The organism is Pseudomonas glycinis (assembly GCF_054871425.1).
The window spans coordinates 872,297-890,933 of record NZ_JBTYHF010000001.1; the positions used below are offsets into that span (position 1 = coordinate 872,297).

16 protein-coding genes, 1 tRNA gene and 1 pseudogene are annotated in these 18,637 nt (G+C 60.3%); 10 read left to right on the plus strand and 8 right to left on the minus strand.

The genetic code is table 11. The features are described 5' to 3' along the window. The first annotated feature begins 51 nt into the window (after positions 1 to 51). The 3 genes from ACYSTU_RS03955 (at position 52) to ychF (ending at position 2,533) form a co-directional block, all read left to right on the plus strand. Positions 52 to 654 carry a 50S ribosomal protein L25/general stress protein Ctc gene (locus ACYSTU_RS03955; RefSeq protein ID WP_016773204.1) on the plus strand — a complete coding sequence of 201 codons (603 nt, stop codon included), beginning with the start codon at positions 52 to 54 and terminating at the stop codon, positions 652 to 654. 171 nt (positions 655 to 825) lie between these two features. Beyond that, on the plus strand, positions 826 to 1,410 hold the full coding sequence (gene pth / locus ACYSTU_RS03960; RefSeq protein ID WP_016773203.1) for an aminoacyl-tRNA hydrolase: 585 nt from the start codon (positions 826 to 828) through the stop codon (positions 1,408 to 1,410). A 22-nt stretch (positions 1,411 to 1,432) separates the two neighbouring features. Beyond that, positions 1,433 to 2,533: a redox-regulated ATPase YchF gene (gene ychF, locus ACYSTU_RS03965; RefSeq protein WP_016773202.1), complete on the plus strand. Its 1,101-nt coding sequence runs from the start codon at positions 1,433 to 1,435 to the stop codon at positions 2,531 to 2,533. A gap of 182 nt (positions 2,534 to 2,715) precedes the next feature. Here ychF and ACYSTU_RS03970 read toward each other — a convergent pair whose 3' ends face one another. Beyond that, positions 2,716 to 3,933, minus strand: coding sequence for an MFS transporter (locus tag ACYSTU_RS03970; protein WP_498996107.1), 1,218 nt, complete (start codon positions 3,931 to 3,933; stop codon positions 2,716 to 2,718). A 436-nt stretch (positions 3,934 to 4,369) separates the two neighbouring features. On the opposite strand from ACYSTU_RS03970, the gene ACYSTU_RS03975 reads away from it, so the two are divergent. Together ACYSTU_RS03975 and ACYSTU_RS03980 are read left to right on the plus strand one after the other, a co-directional pair. Continuing rightward, complete coding sequence (locus ACYSTU_RS03975) at positions 4,370 to 6,427, plus strand: methyl-accepting chemotaxis protein (RefSeq protein ID WP_498996110.1); 2,058 nt, start codon at positions 4,370 to 4,372, stop codon at positions 6,425 to 6,427. A gap of 115 nt (positions 6,428 to 6,542) precedes the next feature. Then, positions 6,543 to 6,619: transfer RNA gene (locus tag ACYSTU_RS03980), tRNA-Met, on the plus strand. A 362-nt stretch (positions 6,620 to 6,981) separates the two neighbouring features. Here the strand turns inward: ACYSTU_RS03980 and ACYSTU_RS03985 are convergent. Next, positions 6,982 to 7,206 carry a SymE family type I addiction module toxin gene (locus tag ACYSTU_RS03985; protein WP_039761255.1) on the minus strand — a complete coding sequence of 75 codons (225 nt, stop codon included), beginning with the start codon at positions 7,204 to 7,206 and terminating at the stop codon, positions 6,982 to 6,984. Between the two features lie 81 nt (positions 7,207 to 7,287). Next, positions 7,288 to 7,680: a helix-turn-helix domain-containing protein gene (locus tag ACYSTU_RS03990; RefSeq protein ID WP_241664234.1), complete on the minus strand. Its 393-nt coding sequence runs from the start codon at positions 7,678 to 7,680 to the stop codon at positions 7,288 to 7,290. Positions 7,681 to 8,157: 477 nt separating this feature from the next. Here ACYSTU_RS03990 and ACYSTU_RS03995 point away from each other — a divergent pair, with 477 nt between their 5' ends. Together ACYSTU_RS03995 and ggt are read left to right on the plus strand one after the other, a co-directional pair. Continuing rightward, positions 8,158 to 8,499, plus strand: coding sequence for a hypothetical protein (locus tag ACYSTU_RS03995; RefSeq protein ID WP_498996116.1), 342 nt, complete (start codon positions 8,158 to 8,160; stop codon positions 8,497 to 8,499). Positions 8,500 to 8,682: 183 nt separating this feature from the next. Further along, the gene (gene ggt / locus ACYSTU_RS04000; RefSeq protein WP_498996120.1) at positions 8,683 to 10,515 is read left to right on the plus strand and encodes a gamma-glutamyltransferase; all 1,833 of its coding nucleotides are present in this window, start codon (positions 8,683 to 8,685) and stop codon (positions 10,513 to 10,515) included. A 53-nt stretch (positions 10,516 to 10,568) separates the two neighbouring features. On the opposite strand, the gene ACYSTU_RS04005 is transcribed toward ggt, so the two are convergent. The 4 genes and pseudogenes from ACYSTU_RS04005 to ACYSTU_RS04020 all read right to left on the minus strand — a co-directional run bounded on the left by ACYSTU_RS04005 (position 10,569) and on the right by ACYSTU_RS04020 (position 14,130). Further along, a complete protein-coding gene (locus ACYSTU_RS04005) occupies positions 10,569 to 11,168 on the minus strand; it encodes a flavin reductase family protein (RefSeq protein WP_122751895.1) in 600 nt (199 codons plus the stop codon). Positions 11,169 to 11,385: 217 nt separating this feature from the next. Continuing rightward, complete coding sequence (locus ACYSTU_RS04010) at positions 11,386 to 11,946, minus strand: methyl-accepting chemotaxis protein (RefSeq protein WP_241663599.1); 561 nt, start codon at positions 11,944 to 11,946, stop codon at positions 11,386 to 11,388. Beyond that, positions 11,926 to 12,702: pseudogene (locus ACYSTU_RS04015) on the minus strand (PAS domain-containing protein); the annotation flags it as partial. The gene ACYSTU_RS04010 and the pseudogene ACYSTU_RS04015, both read right to left, overlap by 21 nt. Positions 12,703 to 12,816: 114 nt before the next feature. Continuing rightward, positions 12,817 to 14,130, minus strand: a complete 1,314-nt coding sequence (locus ACYSTU_RS04020) for an MFS transporter (protein WP_130902201.1) — start codon at positions 14,128 to 14,130, stop codon at positions 12,817 to 12,819. Positions 14,131 to 14,473: 343 nt separating this feature from the next. Here ACYSTU_RS04020 and ACYSTU_RS04025 point away from each other — a divergent pair, with 343 nt between their 5' ends. The 3 genes from ACYSTU_RS04025 (at position 14,474) to ACYSTU_RS04035 (ending at position 17,919) form a co-directional block, all read left to right on the plus strand. Beyond that, positions 14,474 to 15,892 (plus strand): short-chain fatty acid transporter, encoded by a 1,419-nt coding sequence (locus ACYSTU_RS04025; protein ID WP_125917584.1) that lies wholly within the window; start codon positions 14,474 to 14,476, stop codon positions 15,890 to 15,892. Positions 15,893 to 16,049: 157 nt separating this feature from the next. After that, positions 16,050 to 17,222, plus strand: a complete 1,173-nt coding sequence (locus tag ACYSTU_RS04030; protein ID WP_498996129.1) for a hypothetical protein — start codon at positions 16,050 to 16,052, stop codon at positions 17,220 to 17,222. Between the two features lie 172 nt (positions 17,223 to 17,394). Beyond that, complete coding sequence (locus ACYSTU_RS04035) at positions 17,395 to 17,919, plus strand: SET domain-containing protein-lysine N-methyltransferase (RefSeq protein ID WP_498996134.1); 525 nt, start codon at positions 17,395 to 17,397, stop codon at positions 17,917 to 17,919. Between the two features lie 8 nt (positions 17,920 to 17,927). Here ACYSTU_RS04035 and can read toward each other — a convergent pair whose 3' ends face one another. Further along, positions 17,928 to 18,572: a carbonate dehydratase gene (gene can, locus ACYSTU_RS04040; protein WP_122611787.1), complete on the minus strand. Its 645-nt coding sequence runs from the start codon at positions 18,570 to 18,572 to the stop codon at positions 17,928 to 17,930. Positions 18,573 to 18,637: the final 65 nt, after the last annotated feature.

Sequence of the window (18,637 nt, forward strand, 5' to 3'; positions counted from 1 at the left end):
TCGGCGCTGGTCGCAAACGCCACTCGGTCATGGCTATTTTGGAGATACAAAATGAACGATTTTACTCTGAATGCTGAAGTGCGTTCCGACCTGGGGAAAGGTGCGAGCCGCCGCCTGCGTCGTCTCGCCGCTCTGGTTCCAGCTGTTGTTTACGGTGGCGACAAAGCCCCTGAATCCATCAGCATGCTGGCCAAAGAAGTTGCCAAACTGCTCGAAAACGAAGCGGCTTACAGCCACATCATCGAGCTGAACGTTGGTGGCACCAAGCAGAACGTCATCATCAAGGCTCTGCAGCGTCACCCGGCCAAAGGCCACGTGATGCACGCTGACTTCGTACGCGTTGTTGCCGGCCAGAAACTGACCGCCATCGTGCCTGTACACTTTGTTGGCGAAGAAGCTCCAGTGAAGAAAGGCGGCGAAGTTTCGCACGTTGTTGCTGAAATCGAAGTGACCTGCCTGCCAAAAGATCTGCCTGAGTTCATCGAAGTCGACCTGTCGAAAGCAGAAATCGGCACCATCATCCACCTGTCGGACCTCAAAGCTCCTAAAGGTGTTGAGTTCGTTGCTCTGGCACACGGCGATGACAAGGCTGTTGCCAACGTCCACGCTCCACGTGTTGCTGCAGAACCTACCGAAGAAGGCGCAGCAGAGTAATTCACTCTGTCATGCCGGAGTGAGCAAGTAACATCGCGGACTGGAACGTAGCGAGAAAGCGGGCGAGAACGCGGAGTTTACATCCATGGTAAATGAGCATTTTTCGTCCACTTTCGCCGCTTTCCCTGATCGCGGCGATGTTATCCACCACTCCAAGGAAGGGCCCCTATCGTGACTGCCATCAAACTGATCGTTGGCCTGGGAAATCCAGGCGCTGAATACGAACAGACCCGGCATAACGCAGGGGCCCTTTTTGTTGAGCGCATCGCCCATGCACAGAATGTGAATCTTGTGGCCGATCGCAAATATTTCGGCCTGACCGGGCGCTACTCGCATCAAGGTCAGGATGTTCGTCTGCTGATTCCCACCACCTACATGAACCGCAGCGGCCAGGCCGTGGCGGCACTCGCCGGTTTCTTCCGCATCAAGCCTGAAGAAATCCTCGTGGCGCATGACGAACTCGACTTGCCTCCGGGCGTTGCCAAGCTCAAGCAGGGCGGCGGCCATGGCGGTCACAATGGGTTGCGCGACATCATTGCGCAACTGGGCAATCAGAATACGTTCTACCGCCTGCGGCTTGGCATCGGCCACCCGGGCGTTGCCAGTATGGTTTCAAATTTCGTCCTGGGTCGTGCGCCACGCGCCGAACAGGAAAAACTCGATGCCAGCATCGACTTTGCCCTCGGCGTGCTGCCGGATATCCTCGCCGGGGAATGGAACCGCGCGATGAAAAACCTGCACAGCCAGAAGGCCTGACTTTTACCCGAGGGGAAACACCATGGGATTCAATTGCGGCATCGTCGGCCTGCCTAACGTCGGCAAGTCCACCCTGTTCAACGCCCTGACCAAATCCGGTATCGCGGCCGAGAACTTCCCCTTCTGCACCATCGAGCCGAACAGCGGCATCGTGCCGATGCCGGATCCGCGTCTGGAAGCGCTGGCGGCCATCGTCAATCCCAAGCGCATCCTGCCGACCACCATGGAATTCGTCGACATCGCCGGCCTCGTTGCCGGTGCCTCGAAAGGTGAAGGCCTGGGCAACAAGTTCCTGGCCAACATCCGCGAAACCGACGCTATCGCCCACGTGGTGCGCTGCTTCGAAGACGACAACGTGATCCACGTTTCCAACAGCGTCGACCCGAAACGCGACATCGAAATCATCGACCTGGAACTGATCTTCGCCGACCTCGACAGCTGCGAGAAGCAACTGCAGAAAGTCGCGCGCAACGCCAAGGGCGGTGACAAGGACGCCGTGGTTCAGAAGGCTCTGCTCGAGCAACTGATCGCGCACTTCACCGAAGCCAAGCCGGCGCGCAGCCTGATGAAGAACATGAGCGCTGACGAAAAGGCAGTGATCAAGGGCTTCCACCTGCTGACCACCAAGCCGGTCATGTACATCGCCAACGTGGCTGAAGACGGTTTCGAGAACAACCCGCACCTGGACGTGGTCAAGGCCATCGCCGAAGAAGAAGGCGCCATGGTCGTTCCGGTGTGCAACAAGATCGAAGCGGAAATCGCCGAGCTCGACGACGGCGAAGAGAAGGACATGTTCCTCGAGGCCCTGGGTCTGGAAGAGCCTGGCCTGAATCGCGTGATCCGCGCCGGCTACGAAATGCTCCACCTGCAGACCTACTTCACCGCCGGTGTCGAAGAAGTCCGCGCCTGGACCGTCAAGGTCGGTGCCACCGCCCCACAGGCCGCCGGCGTGATCCACACCGACTTCGAAAAAGGCTTCATCCGTGCCGAAGTCATCGCCTACAACGACTTCATCCAGTACAAGGGCGAAGCCGGCGCCAAAGAAGCCGGCAAATGGCGTCTGGAAGGCAAGGATTACATCGTCAAGGACGGCGACGTGATGCACTTCCGCTTCAACGTCTAAGCAACAGCCGCACAAGAAAAAGCCGCGTTTGATACGCGGCTTTTTTGTGCCTGAAATTCAGTGACTGAGTACATTTCCCTGTGGGAGCGAGCCTGCTCGCGAACGCGGCGTGTCAGCTAAGCATTCGTCAACTGACACACCCATTCGCGAGCAGGCTCGCCTCCACAGTTCGATTCGTCTGTTCAGGCCTTTCTGGTACGCGGTAAAAAGATCGCCAACACACCAAATAACGGCAGGAACGAGCACAGGAAATACACGTACTCAATCCCGTGCACATCCGCCAGATGCCCGAGCAGCGCCGCGCCAATCCCGCCGAAACCGAACATCAGACCGAAGAAGATCCCGGCAATCATCCCGACATTACCCGGCACCAGTTCCTGCGCGTACACCACGATCGCCGAGAATGCCGACGCCAGAATGAAGCCGATCACCACGCTGAGAATGCTGGTCCAGAACAGATCGACATGCGGCAGGATCAGGGTGAATGGCGCCACCCCCAGGATGGAAAACCAGATCACTGCCTTGCGCCCGATCTTGTCGCCAATCGGTCCACCGAAGAACGTCCCCGCCGCCACTGCGCCCAGGAAAAGGAACAAGTGCAGCTGCGAGCTGGCAACCGACAGGTCGAACTTCTCGATCAGGTAGAAGGTGAAGTAGCTGGTGAAACTGGCCATGTAGAAATACTTGGAGAACACCAGTAGCCCCAGCACCACCAGCGCACTGGTCACCCTGCCCTTCGACAAGCCGTGCGTCGCCGCCTGGCCGGCCTTGAGCTTGAACAGGTTCAGGTGATTGGCGTACCAGCGGCTGATGCGGTACAGCACGAACAGCGCAAAAACCGCGAACAGGCCAAACCACGCCACATTGCCTTGGCCGAAGGGAATGATGATCGCCGCCGCCAGCAACGGGCCGAACGCGGAGCCGGCATTGCCGCCGACCTGAAAGGTAGATTGCGCCAGACCAAACCGGCCGCCCGAGGCCAGTCGCGCAACACGCGAGGCTTCCGGGTGAAAGCTCGACGAGCCGATACCAATCAGCGCCGCCGCCAGCAGAATCAATGGGAAGCTGCCGACCACTGACATCATCAGAATGCCGATCAAGGTACACACCGTGCCCGCCGGCAACAGCCACGGTTTGGGGTGGCGATCAGTGTGATAACCGACCCACGGCTGCAACAGCGACGCGGTCAACTGGAAGGTCAAGGTGATCAGGCCGACCTGGGTGAAGGTCAGGCCATAGTTGGCTTTGAGCATCGGGTAGATCGACGGCAGCACCGACTGGATCAGGTCGTTGATCAAATGCGCCAGCGCCACCGCGCCGATGATGCGCATCACCAAGGGGCTGCTTTGAGGAGCAGCGGTCGCCGAGGCAGCGGCGGTCTGAACGTTGCTGATAGCCATGGAAAATTCCAGACAGCAGATGGGTGCCCGCAGGCAGGTGCGTCAATGTGCCATTTTTCGGTGCGCCAGCGCTATCCCCTTAGCCAGCTAACTAAGTTATTGATGACACACCACCGTGTAGGAGCTGCCGAAGGCTGCGATCTTTTGATCTTGCTTCTAAGCATCAAAGTCAAAAGATCGCAGCCTTCGGCAGCTCCTACAGGGGATCGCTGGTGGCGAAGGTGATAGCTCAACGCCATGGTCTGAATCTTGCCTTGCTTCTGCCCTTGAACACGATCGCCTTACAAAGGCGCTCGACAATGGGAAGTTTCGCTACAGAGCCGGCCTACAGAGCGGGCATGGGTGAACTTTCGAGGCCTTTTAGAGGGCACAGGTCGCAGCCGAAAGGTTCGCGATGCACGCCAATGGTGCGTGGTGTCCAGAGGAGTCATGAGGCATGCAGGCTTTCCTTTCACCGGGGATCAAATTGCTGGGGCGGTTTGGCTTCGCAGGTAAATTCCAATTGTTGTTTCTGCTGTTCATTCTGCCGCTGGCCGGCAGCCTGTTGATGATCGGCCATGACTATCGCGAGAAGCTCAATCTGATCGCCGGCGAACGTGCCGGCGTGCGTCAGCTGCTCGCGCTGGATGCGCTGGACAACCTGCTCGCCGCTCAACGCGACCGCGCCGCCCGCTGGCGCGCCACCGAGACCAATCGTCAGCCGACACCGGCCACCCTCGCCGCCATGGCTGCCTTCGACGGCGTGCAACCGGCGGTGCTGCAAGCCACCACGGAGCTGGGCAATGCCCTGAACCAGCAAGGCGCCGACGGCGCAATCCTCGAACGCTTTCAGGCGCTGCAAACCGCGCTCAATGGCCTTGATTCGAAAAGCCTGAGCAGTGTCGGCTGGTGGCCGGACGGTTATGACCGCTTCACCAATGCCTTGGCCGCGCTGCAAGCCTTGCGCGAGCAGATCGTCATGGACAATCGCCTGACCCTCGCACCGTGGCTGGAAACCTACCTGCTGACGCAGATTTCCACGCAGCACGCGCCGGACCTGATCGAGCGGGTCGGCCGTCTCGCCGCAGTCGGCCAGGCTTCGGTCGTCTCCGGTCAGTTCACCCTGCAGAGCCGCCTGCAGTTGCGCGACCTGCGCAGCCGCATCGGGGACGCCCGCGAGCAACTGGTGAAAACCGCCGGCCTGCTGGAGGCGCGTCTGCCAGTCGAGCTGCAAGCCTGGGCCGGCCAGTATCACGACAGCCTGAAACACCTCGACAGCGGCCTGAAAGTCCTTGACGACGGTGTGTTTGGCGGCAGCATCAACCTCAAGCCAGAGGACTTCGAACGCAGCCTTGACGCGCTGCTCACCGACCTCGCTTCCCTGCGCCAGCAATCCTTGGTCGCGCTGGATCAGCGGCTCGATGCGTATTACAACTCGGCGATTCGCCAGTTCATTCTTGTCGCCGCAATCTTCGGTTGCCTGCTGTTGGCCGCGTTATACCTTTTCGTTTGCCTGCAAGCCTCGATTCGCCGTAGCGCCAGCGGCATCACCTTGCTCGCCGAAGCCTTGCGCGACGGTAACCTGAGCCTGCAAGTGCCGGTGGTGGGGCGCGATGAGCTGGCAGCGATCAGCACCGCGCTCAACGTCGCTGTGGTGCAATTGCGCAGCAGCATGCTTGGCGTCGACCACGAGACCTCGCAGTTGAGCAATGCGGTGCGCAGCCTCAACCAACACTCCAGCGGCGCCCTGAGCGAAGTCGAGGCGCAGCAGTTGCAGATCAGCCAGATCGCCGCTGCCGCCACGCAATTGGCCGCCACCTCGCAAGGCGTCGCGCAGAGTTGCGAACAGGCCTCGGGCAGCGCCCAGCAGACCCGGCGCATCGCCGCCGACAGCAGCCGCGACAGCCAGCGCACCACGGCCAGCATTCAGCAGCTCAATCAGCGCCTGAACGACACCGCCGCCGCGCTTGGCCGGGTCAGCGAGCAAGGCCAGCAGATTCAACTGGTCGTGGACACCATTCGCGGCGTCGCCGAGCAGACCAACCTGCTCGCACTCAACGCCGCCATCGAAGCCGCCCGCGCCGGCGAACAGGGTCGCGGCTTTGCCGTGGTCGCCGACGAGGTGCGCAGTCTCTCGCAACGCACGCAATCGTCCACCGCGCAGATCGCCGGCACTGTCGACAGCCTGCGTGCCACGGTCAACGAAGCGGTAAGCCTGATGGAAGCCGCCTGTGGTCAGGCGCAATCGGATGCCGAGGCGGTCACCGGACTCGGCGAACGCCTGGGAGAAATCGCCAGCGCCGTACAGAGCGTCACCGACACCCTGGCGCAAATCGCCACAGCGGTTGAAGAACAGGCCAGCACTGCCGACGAAGTCAGCGGCAATATCCAGCAGGTCGACCAAGCGGCGGTGCGTTTGCTTGAAGGTGCACGCGCGGTGAACCTCGCGGCGGACACCTTGAGCCAGGGCAGCGAAGCCCTGAGCGCCAATACCGCCAGATTCCAACTGCGCTGACGCCCTCCCCGGCCCCGATTTTCGGGGCTGGAGGATAAGCGGTTGAAAACAGGAAGAAATATTTTCGATTTACGCTTGACGCTTTGCCATTTCAGGGGAATAATGCGCGCCACTTGGCTACATAGCTCAGTTGGTTAGAGCATAGCATTCATAATGCTGGGGTCCGGGGTTCAAGTCCCTGTGTAGCCACCAAGTACTAAAAACGGCTTACCGAAAGGTAGGCCGTTTTTTTATGCCTGCAATGATCTCCCCTCCGGTTCCCCACCAACAGAAGGTCTATCTTCAGCCCTTTCGATTGATCAGTGGGCTCGCAGCCGCTCATCCGTCAGACTTTCTTACAGTTTGCAGTTCGCCTTTTTTCACATAAGCCAAATATCAAATTCAAGATAATGCCTTCCTCACAACCAGGCTTTTAGCTAGGTATTACAGGCCCCGCCCGCCATAAAATTCTAAATAATCAAAAGCGCTATTTCAGAAAAAACGCCGCTATCCCTTGAGGTTTAGCGGCGTTTTTCCTACGCAAATGGCGTTGCGGCTTTACTTGGATGATTCATCTATTCCGCTGTAATCACCAGACACCCTTTCATCACACGCACTTTGACGTTCTCGTTTACCTCGAATCCTGCCTGCCGTAACCACAGGCCGCGCAGTCTGATCCAGGGTACGGGTTTGGCGGGGCTGTAGGTTTTTTCCTTGGTGTGGACCGGGTAAAAATCTGCGGCGATTTTCAACCGGCGTTCAGTGATGGGGGTTGATGTCGTATGATTGGTTTTAGCCATGGTTCAGCTCCTTCTAAGCTGCTTTGTGGTTAGCGGGGCCAGGGTGTTCGCGCACCTTGGTTCCGCGTTCTTTGGGTTACTTCAAACTTCTGTTTCTTCGTTGCTCGTTTTGGTCCCTGCCTGTGCGATCAGGGCGTCGAGCATCTGCGCAATTACCTTTTGTTGGACCTTCGAAAGCTCATTGATGGACTGCAGCCGTCGATACCACGTCGAGGTCAAGCTGCGTCTGGGCGTCTCCGTGTACGAGGGAACCCCGAGCAGGTCTTCAACGGGAACGCGAAGCGCAAATGCCATCTTCACCAGTGTCGTGACCGGCATGCTGCGCGTGCCCTCCTCGTAACCCTGAAAGGTCTGCCGGGAAAGACCTAAAGCCCTTGCAAACCGCGTCTGTGTTATCTCGTGCACCGTGCGTAAATGTGCAATGCGACTGCCCAACGCCACCAGAAAATCACGATCCTCATTGGAAATGCTCATGACAGCGGCCAACTGAAAATAAAATCGAAAGGCAACGGACTCATCCTCTTCATCTGATATCCATCCTGGAAAAACTACAGAAACCATCCTCAGGCAACGCCGCGTAGGCTGTCGACCTGAATAATCTGTAAGAGAAATCCGGCGTAATCAGCGATTCAAAGGAAAAGACTACAGGCGCGACCGACAATGGTTTTGCCTGAATCAGGCGCAAAACCGCTGGACTGAGATAGCCCTGTAGGAAGCAGGCTTTGCCCAGGTAAGAACTGGATTTTTCATCACTTCAAGCACCCGCCCCTCTCTCCCCGAATTGCCCTTCGATCGACAAGCTCCCCTGGCTCGATTCAGCGCCATGCAGGGAGTTGGCATGCGTCAATACAAATACCTTCTCGACGATGACTGGTTATTAAATCCGTATAGCGGTGGCAGGGCCTGGTTACTTTGCTTCCACCGAAAGCGCCGGAGCCGGTGTACATCGAGATGGACGAGTGGCCTGCGCCCGAGCCACGCGAAGACAGGGTATTTGCCAAGTCCTGCACGCCGGACAACTGGTGTCGCACGGACGCTGGCACTGCCGAGGAGCCAGCCAGCAACTTCGGCAAGATCATGGTCGCCGGCGCCATGCTCATGCCATCCGCCAGCACCGCGATCGCGACGGCAATAGGCGCCGACCTGGCTTTGGGGCGTCTGGCCGGCGGCGGGATTTTGCAACAGCGCCTGAACTGGGCCATCCGTGGCGCCGGCGGGCCGGCCAGCGTGCTTGTGCTGGGAATGCTGCCGAGCAAAATGGCCGACGGCACGCTTCACACGACTAAGAACTAAGAAAATAGCACCGCCTGAGCTACCGCTTTCGCGAGCAGGCTCGCTCCCACACGGGCATCGTTTTCGGCCGATCGATTGGCGCGGCCGCTGAGCGGGAGGGCTGTAATCCCCACGCGGTTTGCACCCCGCCCGCCCGCTCGATAAAGTCCCCCAAGACTTCTACCCCACGGACGGAGAGCCCGCGTGTTTCCAGCCCAGCCTTTGAAGCGCTTTCGCCTGCCAGCCCTGACACTGCTTGTCAGCGCTCTGACCCTCACCGCATGCAACGCCCCGCCCTCTTCCTCGTTGCCGCTGGCACCGGAAGCCGCTTCCGGTTACCGCACTGATCTGCAAACCCGACACGCCAATAAACACATGGCCGCTGCTGCCAATCCACTCGCGGCCGAAGCCGGGCGGGAGATGTTGCGTCAGGGTGGTTCGGCGATTGATGCGGCGATTGCGATGCAGGCGGTGTTGACGCTGGTTGAGCCGCAGTCTTCCGGGATCGGTGGCGGGGCGATGATTGTGTTGTGGGATGGCAAGCAGGTGCGCACCTATGACGGCCGCGAAACGGCCCCGGCCGGGGCCACCGAGAAGCTGTTCCTGAAGGCTGACGGTAAACCGATGGCCTTTACGCAAGCGCAGATCGGCGGCCGCTCGGTCGGTACGCCCGGAGTATTGCGGGCGCTGGAGCTGGCGCATCGGAAGCACGGTCGCTTGCCTTGGGCGAAGCTGTTTGAGCCAGCGATCAAACTGGCCGAGCAAGGCTTTGCGATTTCCCCGCGTCTACATTCGCTGCTGACTGCCGATCCACTGATACGCCAGTCGCCAGACATGGCTGCGTACTTCCTGAATGACGATGGCAGCGTCAAAGCTGTCGGCACGCGCCTGCACAACCCGAAGTTGGCCGCCGTGTTCAAACGCATCGCCAGCGAAGGTGCCGATGCGCTGTACAAAGGTCCGATCGCCGAAGAGATCGTCGCCAAGGTTCAACAGCACGCCAACCCCGGCAGCCTGTCGCTGAACGATTTGCAGCGTTATCAGGCCAAGGAACGCGCGCCGCTGTGTACCGACTACAAGCGTTGGCAGGTCTGCGGCATGCCGCCACCATCGTCAGGCGGAATTGCCGTAGCGCAGATTCTCGGCACGTTGCAGGCGCTGGAGACTCGCGATCCACGCCTGTCGCTGACCCCGCTCAAACCAGTGAACAGCAATAGGCCAGCCGGGATCGAACCGGCGCCGCAAGCGGTGCATCTGATCGCCGAGGCTGAACGTCTGGCCTATGCCGATCGCGCGCAATACGTGGCCGACACCGACTTCGTCCCGGTGCCGGTCAAAGGGTTGCTCGATCCTGCCTATCTGGCCAGCCGCGCCAGCCTGATCGGCGAGCGCAGCATGGGCAGCGCCAAACCGGGCACACCGCCGGGCGTACAGGTTGCCTACGCACCGGACCGCTCGCCGTTGCGCATCTCGACCTCGCAAGTGGTCGCGGTGGATGATCTCGGCGGCGCCGTGTCGATGACCACCACCATCGAAGCCGCGTTCGGTTCGCACCTGATGGTTCAGGGTTTTCTGCTGAACAACCAGATGACCGACTTCTCGTTCATCCCCGAAGAGAACGGGCAGAAAGTCGCGAACCGCGTCGAACCGGGCAAACGCCCACGCTCGTCGATGGCGCCGACGCTGATCTTTGATCGCAACACCGGTGAATTTGTCGCCACGGTCGGCTCCCCCGGCGGCTCGCAGATCATCGAGTACGTGGCGAAAACCACCATCGGCCTGCTCGACTGGAACCTCGATGCACAAAGTGCGATCAACCTGCCCAACTTCGGCAGCCGCAATGGCCCCACCGAACTGGAACAGGGACAGTTCAGCCCAGCGCTGATTCAGGCACTCAAGGACAAGGGCCACACGCTCAGCGAAATCGACATGACCAGCGGCACCCAAGCGATCGTGCGGGTGAAAAATGCGCAGGGCAAAGCGACATTGACGGGGGGGGCCGATCCTCGGCGTGAGGGAGAGGCGTTGGGGGACTGAAACACTGCATTGAAAAAGGCCTGCCGAGCAGCAGGCCTTCTCCCGGGAGTAAATCAGACCGCCAACGTCTTGCCATCCACCCCATCCCCAATCTTCAGGAAATGCCCGCCCGCCACGTGGTGCAAGGTACGCAATCCATCCTGCCCTTCGAAATGCCAGCGCCCATCGCTGAACACACGCTCATCGGCCTGGGCGGCGATGACTTCGGCGAGGAACAGGTCGTATTGCTCGTGATTGCGCGGCTCCGGCAGCAGGCGGCATTCGAGCCAGGCGACACAGCCCTCAAGCAGCGGCGCTTCAATCTGTTCGCCAGCGAAGGTTTGCAGGCCGTACGCCTGAAACTTGTCCTGACCTTGGTTGCGGGTGATTTCCAGGCCGGAGGTGTTGCCGACGGTTTGCACGATATCTGCCTGATTGACGCAAGGCACATTCAGCACAAAAGTGCCGGAGGCTTCGAGCAACTGGCGAGTCCAGGTGGATTTGTCGAGGACGACGGCGACTTTTGGCGGTTCGAAATCCAGCGGCATGGCCCAGGCGGCGGCCATGATGTTGCGTTGGCCGTCGTGAGCGGCGCTGACCAGCACGGTCGGCCCGTGGTTGAGCAGGCGATAGGCTTTGTTCAGGGGCACCGGACGGCGGTGGGAGACGCTCATGGGGATCTGCTCCGGAAGAAAAGGAGCCGATTGTAGCGCTGTCACTGGAGAATCACAGAACCTGTGGGAGTGAGCAGATGCGGCGCTGCCCCTCGGTGATCGTTCCCACGCTCTGCGCGGGAATGCATCCTGTGACGCTCTGCGTCACGCCAGCGAAGGAACGCGGAGCGTCCCGGGCGGCATTCCCACGCAGAGCGTGGGAACGATCAGTGCGGTGTCAGTGAGAGAGCTGATTGGCAAACTGGCCGACCGCATCCACCACTTTCTGCGCACCGTCCTGAATCTCGACGATCACCGTGCCCGCCTCCGCCGCCAGCGCCAGGCCCTGTTCAGCCTGGAGCTTGCCGTCGGTCATCAGCGCCACGGCATTGCGCGCCATTTCCTGGTTCTGCCGTACCACGCCGACGATTTCGTCCGTCGCCTGGCTGGTGCGCGAGGCCAGTTGTCGCACCTCGTCGGCCACCACCGCAAAACCACGCCCCTGCTCACCGGCGCGCGCCGCCTCAATGGCAGCGTTGAGCGCCAGCAGGTTGGTCTGTTCGGCAATGCCGCTGATGGTTTTGACGATCGTGCCGATCACCAGCGACTGCTCGTTGAGCGCCTCGATACCTTCGCCAGCGGCCTGCATGTGCCGCGACAAATCACGCATCACGTTGACCGCTTCGGTGACGACCGTGGTGCCCCGTTGTGCGGTGCTGTCGGTTTGTTGCGAGGTGCTGTAAGCGATGCTGGCCGCGTCGGCAACCGCCTGCTCGCGGTTGACCTGATCAGTAATCACCGTGGCGAACTTCACCACTTTGTACAGTTTGTCGTTGGCATCAACCACCGGGTTGTAGGACGCTTCCAGCCACACCGTACGACCATGGCTGTCGATACGCTTGAAGCGGCCAGCGACAAACTCACCGCTGTTCAAGCGCCGCCAGAAGTTCTGGTACTCGGCGCTGTTGTACTCATCCGGGGCGCAGAACGTGCGGTGATGTTTGCCTTTGATCTGCGCCAGGCTGTAACCCATGCCGTTGAGGAAGCGATCATTGGCGCTGAGCACATTGCCGTTGAGATCGAACTCGATCACGGCGGTGGAGCGCACCAGCGCGCCGATCAGGTTCTCATGCTCGCGGGAGGCTTCGATGGTGCGGGTCAGGTCGCTGGCGTAGAAGGAAATGTGTCTGATCCGGCCATCGGACGAGCGCACCGGTTGCACGATGGAACGCAGCCACGCCTCGTCGCCATTGCCGCGCAACAGGCGCACGGCGCCGGCGAAGTGCTCGCCACGGCTCATCGAGTTTTTGAAGCGCTGATGGAATTCGTCGGTTTTGACGTGGGCCGGCACGATGTCTTCAATTGCCCGGCCGACCAGGTCCTGGCTCTTGTAGAACATTTCATCGAGAAAATTCTGGTTGACCGAACGAATCCGCCCGTCGGGCTCAAGGGTCAGCGCGAGCATTTCGCTTTCCAGGCTTTCCTTCACTTGTACAAGGCTGGAAAGTTCTTCGCGCAGAGCGGCCAGCTCTTGTTTCAAGCGTTTATTGAACATGGGAAAGCACCGATGGCAGGGTAGTTAGCGGATACAACCTAGCCATCGGCCTTGCGCAGCTTTTCTGAAGCCAGCGCCAGACCCGTCAGTCGAAAATAATCCGGCGCTTGCGGTTCAGGCAGCGCCGGCAGCCTGACACGGTCCGGTACGTGGCATGCGCGCACCGAAATACGCCGCCGTCACAATCCCCACCGCGCCCATCACTGCACAGAAGAACACGCAGATCCATGGGCTCCACGGCATCAGACCAATCAGCAACAGCGGCGTGATACTTGCCCACGCCGCGTAGGCAATGTTGTAGGTGAAGGAAATGCCCGACACGCGAATCCGCGCCGGGAACAACCCGACCATCACCGAAGGCACCGCACCCACTACCCCACAAGCGAGACCGGCGACCGCATAGGCCATGCCGATCCAATGGCCGCCCATGATCAGACAGCCATACAACACGCCAATGCCCAGCGGCAGCAACAGGCTGTAGAGCATGACCGTGCGCCAGGCGCCGATGCGGTCGACCAGCAGACCGGCGATCACGCAGCCAATGTTGAGAAAGACGATGCCCAAGGCACTGAGGCCGAAGGTGTGGCTGGCGGTCATGCCGAAGGTTTTCTGCATCATGGTCGGGGTGATGACCACGAAGACCACCACCGCCGAGGTGAGTACGCAGGTGAGCAACATGGCCGGCAGCATGGCCAGACGATGCTCACGCAACACCGTGCGCAGCGGCAGTTCGACCCGCGCCTCGCGTTGCGCTTCCATGGCCATGAACACCGGGGTTTCGCTGAGCCAGCGGCGCAGATAAACGCCCACCACGCCGAACACGCCGCCGAGCAGAAACGGATAGCGCCAGGCGTAATCGAGAATTTCGGCAGGCGTGAAAACCTGTGCGAGGAAGGTCGCGGTGAGTGCGCCGATCAAGTACCCGAAGGTCAGGCCGGCCTGCAGAAATCCCAAGGCGTAACCACGATGGCCGACAGGCGCATGCTCGGCGACGAACACCCAGGCACTCGGCACTTCACCACCCACCGCAGCGCCTTGCAGGATGCGCAGCGCCAGCAACAGCAAGGGCGCGAAATAGCCGATCTGCGCGTAGGTCGGCATGATCCCGATCAGCAGGCACGGCAGGGCCATCATCAGGATGCTCAGGCTGAACACCTTTTTGCGGCCCAGACGGTCGGCGAAATGCGCCATCAGAATCCCGCCCAGAGGCCGCGCCAGATAACCGGTGACGAAGATGCCGAAACTCTGCAGCAAACGAAGCCACTCGGGCATTTCCGGGGGGAAGAACAACTGACTCAGGGTCAGTGCGAAGAATACGAAGATGATGAAATCGTAGATTTCCAGCGCCCCGCCGAGCGCGGCAAGGCCGAGGGTCTTGTAATCGGCACGGCTGAACGGCGCCGGTCGGGCTGGAGAATTGGCAGTCATGACAAAGAACTCAGGCATCGGCAAAAAACAAGGCGCTCATGGTCTACGCAAAAGCGCGGATCGACAACCCGTCAGACCATAGTCTCGGTTTGCGAAAACCTGCTCAACAAAAGGGCGGCGCTTGATTTACTGTTAGCGCCTGTCCAAGGGACCACGCCAACAACGAACAGCCCCCCATGTGGGAGCGAGCCTGCTCGCGAAAGCGTCAGTTCAGACAACCTGATGCTGAATGTGCCGACGTCTTCGCGAGCAGGCTCGCTCCCACAGGGGATCTCTGTGGCTGTCGAGCCGGGCGACTGCTCCCACGGATCAAAATAACCATAAAAAATCCGAGGTATTCCCCGTGGCCGTTGATATCGAAGATAGCCGCTCCGCGCGCTTTGCCCTGCGCTGTTCCAGTTTTGCCGAACGCTGGTTTCCCGACTCCTGGGTGTTCGCCGCGTTGGCCGTGATCATCGTTGCGCTGGCCACGCTGGCCATGGGCGCCAAACCCACCGCTGCAGCGATGGCCTTCGGCGACGGCTTCTGGAGCCTGATCCCGTTCACCATGCAGATGGCCTTCGTGGTGATCGGCGGTTACGTCGTCGCCAGTTCTCCTCCTGCGGTCAAACTGATCGACAAACTGGCACGCATCCCGAAGAACGGCCGCTCCGCCGTGGCCTGGGTGGCGTTGATCTCGATGGTCGCCTCGCTGCTCAATTGGGGTCTGTCGCTGGTATTCGGCGGGCTGCTGGTACGCGCCCTCGCCCGCCGCACCGATCTGAAAATGGATTACCGCGCGGCCGGTGCTGCGGCATACCTTGGCCTTGGCGCGGTGTGGGCGCTGGGCTTGTCATCGTCGGCCGCACAGTTGCAGGCCAACCCGGGCAGCCTGCCGCCGTCGATCCTGTCGATCACTGGCGTGATCCCTTTCACCGAAACCATTTTTCTCTGGCAGTCCGGGATCATGCTGCTGGCGCTGATCGTGATTTCGATCATCATCGCCTACGCCACCGCGCCCGGGCCGAATTCGGCACGCGACGCCAAGGCCTGCGGCATCGACCCGGCGTTCAACCTGCCGCCACTGCAACCGCGCACTCGCCCCGGCGAATGGCTGGAGCACAGCCCGTTGCTGATCATTGTGCTGGTGCTTCTGGCGGCGGGCTGGCTGTTTCACGAGTTCTCGACCAAACCGGCGATCACTGCGATTTCCGGCCTGAACACCTATAACTTTCTGTTCATCATGCTCGGCGCGCTGCTGCACTGGCGCCCGCGCAGCTTCCTCGATGCGGTGGCCCGTGCGGTGCCGACCACCACTGGCGTGTTGATCCAGTTTCCGTTGTACGGCTCGATCGCCGCACTGATGACTACGGTCAAAGGCGCCGATGCACAAACCCTCGCGCATCACATCTCGACCTTCTTCGTCAGCATCGCCTCCCACGACACCTACGCGCTGCTGATGGGCGTGTATTCGGCGATTCTCGGTTTCTTCATCCCGTCCGGCGGCGGCAAATGGATCATCGAAGCGCCCTACGTGATGCAAGTCGCCAATGACCTGCAATACCACCTCGGCTGGGCAGTGCAGATCTACAACGCCGCCGAAGCCTTGCCGAACCTGATCAACCCGTTCTATATGCTCCCGCTGCTGGGCGTGCTCGGGTTGAAGGCGCGGGATCTGATCGGCTTCTCGTTTGTGCAACTGCTGGTGCACACGCCACTGGTGCTGCTGCTGTTGTGGGCGTTGGGGACGACATTGGCGTATACGCCGCCGGTGATGCCGTAGCAAAAACGAGCCAGGCCTGTGGGAGCGAGCGCTCGCTTGCACAGGTCTGGCGTGGAAATCATGAAATCCATACTCAACCGCTTTTCTGTCAAACACCACTGATCCACTATGAAGCGCCCCCAAATCGAGGGGAACCCACGCTGAAAAGGATCTGAGCATGTTCAAACTCGCAGGACTTACCCTCGTTGCACTGACGCTAAGCGCCGCCGCTCACGCCGATGTCGACGTGAAACTGGGCAGCACCGAGCGCGTCACCCGGCTCTTCGCCTACCCCAACAATTGCAGTGTGATCTGCTTTCGCAACTGGACGCTGGAGCAGACCGTTGCTCACTATCTGAGTCAGAGCGTCCAGCGCGACGGTTACGCCGATGCCAAGGTGCTGGTGAAGACCGACAACGATCAGCTCTATGCCGAGATCACCGGAGTGCCGGACGGCTATGACAAGCCGCTGTCGGCGTTGCTCGACGCCGGCGATCTGGCTTACGCCGGCGCCAGCAAGTTGAATGCCGATGGCAAATGGGCCTATAGCTGGTATCTGTTCCTGCCGTTGGGCATGGCCCTGGAGAATCGCAAGAGCGTCGAGTTGCTGCACTTCCCGCCTGACTACTCGCTGACCCAGGCGCAGGACTATCTGCGCTCGAACACCACCGATCGCTGGGCGACGTTGCTGACCGATAACGGCATCCCCGCCGGGCAGACGCCGGCCTATCAGACCATCATCGACATCGCGCCGATCGCCGCGCCGTCCAATGCTGGCGGGGATCTGGAGGACGTCTACGACTACTTCAAGGATTACCAGACCACGCTGGTCAAGCAGTTCAGCCAGACCGCCAGCGGCACGACGTTGCCGATGGTTGCGTTCGGGGCGCCGGTGCGCAACTGGATCAAGGAACAGTATGGGCCGACGGTGGGCGTATTGGGGCTGGCGAGCATCAGTCCGAGCGAAGGGGTGAATGTGCCGGTACTCGGCTCGAATCATCCGAGCTACATCTGGTACGCGGCCGATCCGAAGAGCTATACCGGCGAAGATGCCCAGGCCAAGGCTGACGCGGCGGGCCTGAAAGTCATGGGCCAGGATTTGAGTGCTGCCTGCTGGCAGGCGGCAATGGGCAGCAAACCGGGCAGCGATGCGCAGGCCACGCTGAACAGTTGCACGCAAACATGGCAAGTGACGCAAAAGGTCAAAACCTGCGAGTTGTTCTACACCTCGATCCGCGACCTCAGCGCCGAACAAGCCGCCGCCAAGTGCGCCACGCCACCAGTCAAGACGCAACTGCAACAGCTGAAAGCGCCCTTGCCTGCGGCCGCCGTGCCCGCACCCGCTCTGTAGTCGCTGCCGGAGCCCCGTGTCAGCCAATGCTGACGCGGTCCAACGGTGATCGCGCCTGTCAGGTTTGACAGTAGACCGGTACCTTCAATTGCGCGACGCTTGGATCCAATCATGCTTCGCCTGGCGAGGCATGGGCACAACCCGGAGGCAACACTCAACAACAAGGATCGTTATGAACAATCAAGCCGTGGGCCGGCACCTGCCGCGCGACACAGAAGGCATCTATCCGTTCGCCGGACTTCCCGTGCGGCTGGGTTTTCCATCCTGCCAAGACTTTCAGATCATCCACAACGAACGTGGCATGGCCACGGCGGTGGTCGCGCGTCGCGAATTTCTGCGCATCAGCCGAATGTGCCGGGTTTCCGGACAATTGCTGCCCTATCGCTGTCGACAGACCCGTCAGTTGCAAACCGGCATCCACGTTTACGATCCGCGCTTTTGCGGGGTGCTGGAACACGCCTGCGACCCGAATGTATTTCTCGACATCAGTGAGTTGTGGCTGTGGGCCTTGAAAGATATCCATAGCGGCGAACATCTGAGCATCGATTACGCATCGACCGAAGACAAACTGCTACGCCAGTTCGCCTGCGATTGCGGTTCGTCGCGTTGCCGTGGGTGGATCACCGGTTACGATGAACCACCCACGCCTGAAGGCCAGCGCTTTTTACAGCGCTGGCGTCACGCGGGGCGAGGTTGAAGTGCCGGTTATGGCGCGCCGATCGGGCGCAAACGATATTGCGGCGGCAACTGTTCGAAACCACTGATGGTGGTATTGAGACTTTTCCAGCGGCCGTCCTTGATGCCGTAGATGCAGCCGTGGATCGACAGCGGCTGCCCGCGATGCCAGGCGTTCTGGATGATGCTGGTGTGCGCGACGTTGGCCACTTGCTGGATCACGTTGAGCTCGCACATGCGATCGACCTGCTCTTCTTCGGTCGCCAGCTTCGCCAGCTCTTCGCGCTTTTCGTAGTACAGATCGCGGATCGACCGCAGCCAGCCGTCGATCAGGCCGAACTGGCGATCCTGCATCGACGCGCGCACACCGCCGCAGCCGTAGTGGCCGGTGACGAGGATGTGTTTGACCTTGAGCACATCAACCGCGTACTGGATCACGGACAGGCAGTTGAGGTCGGTGTGCAGCACGACGTTGGCGACGTTGCGGTGTACGAACAGATCGCCCGGCAGCATGCCGACGATTTCATTGGCCGGTACGCGTGCGTCGGAGCAGCCGATCCATAGATATTCCGGAGTCTGCTGGCGCGCCAGTTTGGCGAAGAAATCCGGGTCTTCCTTGGTGATCGCGTCAGCCCAACGCTCGTTGTTATCAATCAGGTCTTGTAGATCGTGCATGGATAAGGCCTCAAGAAAGATGCGCAGGTTTGATAGACGACCACCCGTCGAAGTCACGCCGCCAG

Excerpts from the sequence above, each read along its gene's own strand:
- ACYSTU_RS03955 (WP_016773204.1), top strand. The coding sequence starts at position 52 with ATGAACGATTTTACTCTGAATGCTGAAGTGCGTTCCGACCTGGGGAAA.
- ACYSTU_RS03995 (WP_498996116.1), top strand. The coding sequence starts at position 8,158 with ATGGACGAGTGGCCTGCGCCCGAGCCACGCGAAGACAGGGTATTTGCC.
- ACYSTU_RS04030 (WP_498996129.1), top strand. The coding sequence starts at position 16,050 with ATGTTCAAACTCGCAGGACTTACCCTCGTTGCACTGACGCTAAGCGCC.
- ACYSTU_RS04035 (WP_498996134.1), top strand. The coding sequence starts at position 17,395 with ATGAACAATCAAGCCGTGGGCCGGCACCTGCCGCGCGACACAGAAGGC.
- ACYSTU_RS03975 (WP_498996110.1), top strand. The coding sequence starts at position 4,370 with ATGCAGGCTTTCCTTTCACCGGGGATCAAATTGCTGGGGCGGTTTGGC.
- ACYSTU_RS04005 (WP_122751895.1), bottom strand. The coding sequence starts at position 11,168 with ATGAGCGTCTCCCACCGCCGTCCGGTGCCCCTGAACAAAGCCTATCGC.
- ACYSTU_RS03970 (WP_498996107.1), bottom strand. The coding sequence starts at position 3,933 with ATGGCTATCAGCAACGTTCAGACCGCCGCTGCCTCGGCGACCGCTGCT.
- ACYSTU_RS03985 (WP_039761255.1), bottom strand. The coding sequence starts at position 7,206 with ATGGCTAAAACCAATCATACGACATCAACCCCCATCACTGAACGCCGG.
- can (WP_122611787.1), bottom strand. The coding sequence starts at position 18,572 with ATGCACGATCTACAAGACCTGATTGATAACAACGAGCGTTGGGCTGAC.
- ACYSTU_RS03990 (WP_241664234.1), bottom strand. The coding sequence starts at position 7,680 with ATGAGCATTTCCAATGAGGATCGTGATTTTCTGGTGGCGTTGGGCAGT.
- ACYSTU_RS04020 (WP_130902201.1), bottom strand. The coding sequence starts at position 14,130 with ATGACTGCCAATTCTCCAGCCCGACCGGCGCCGTTCAGCCGTGCCGAT.
- ychF (WP_016773202.1), top strand. The coding sequence starts at position 1,433 with ATGGGATTCAATTGCGGCATCGTCGGCCTGCCTAACGTCGGCAAGTCC.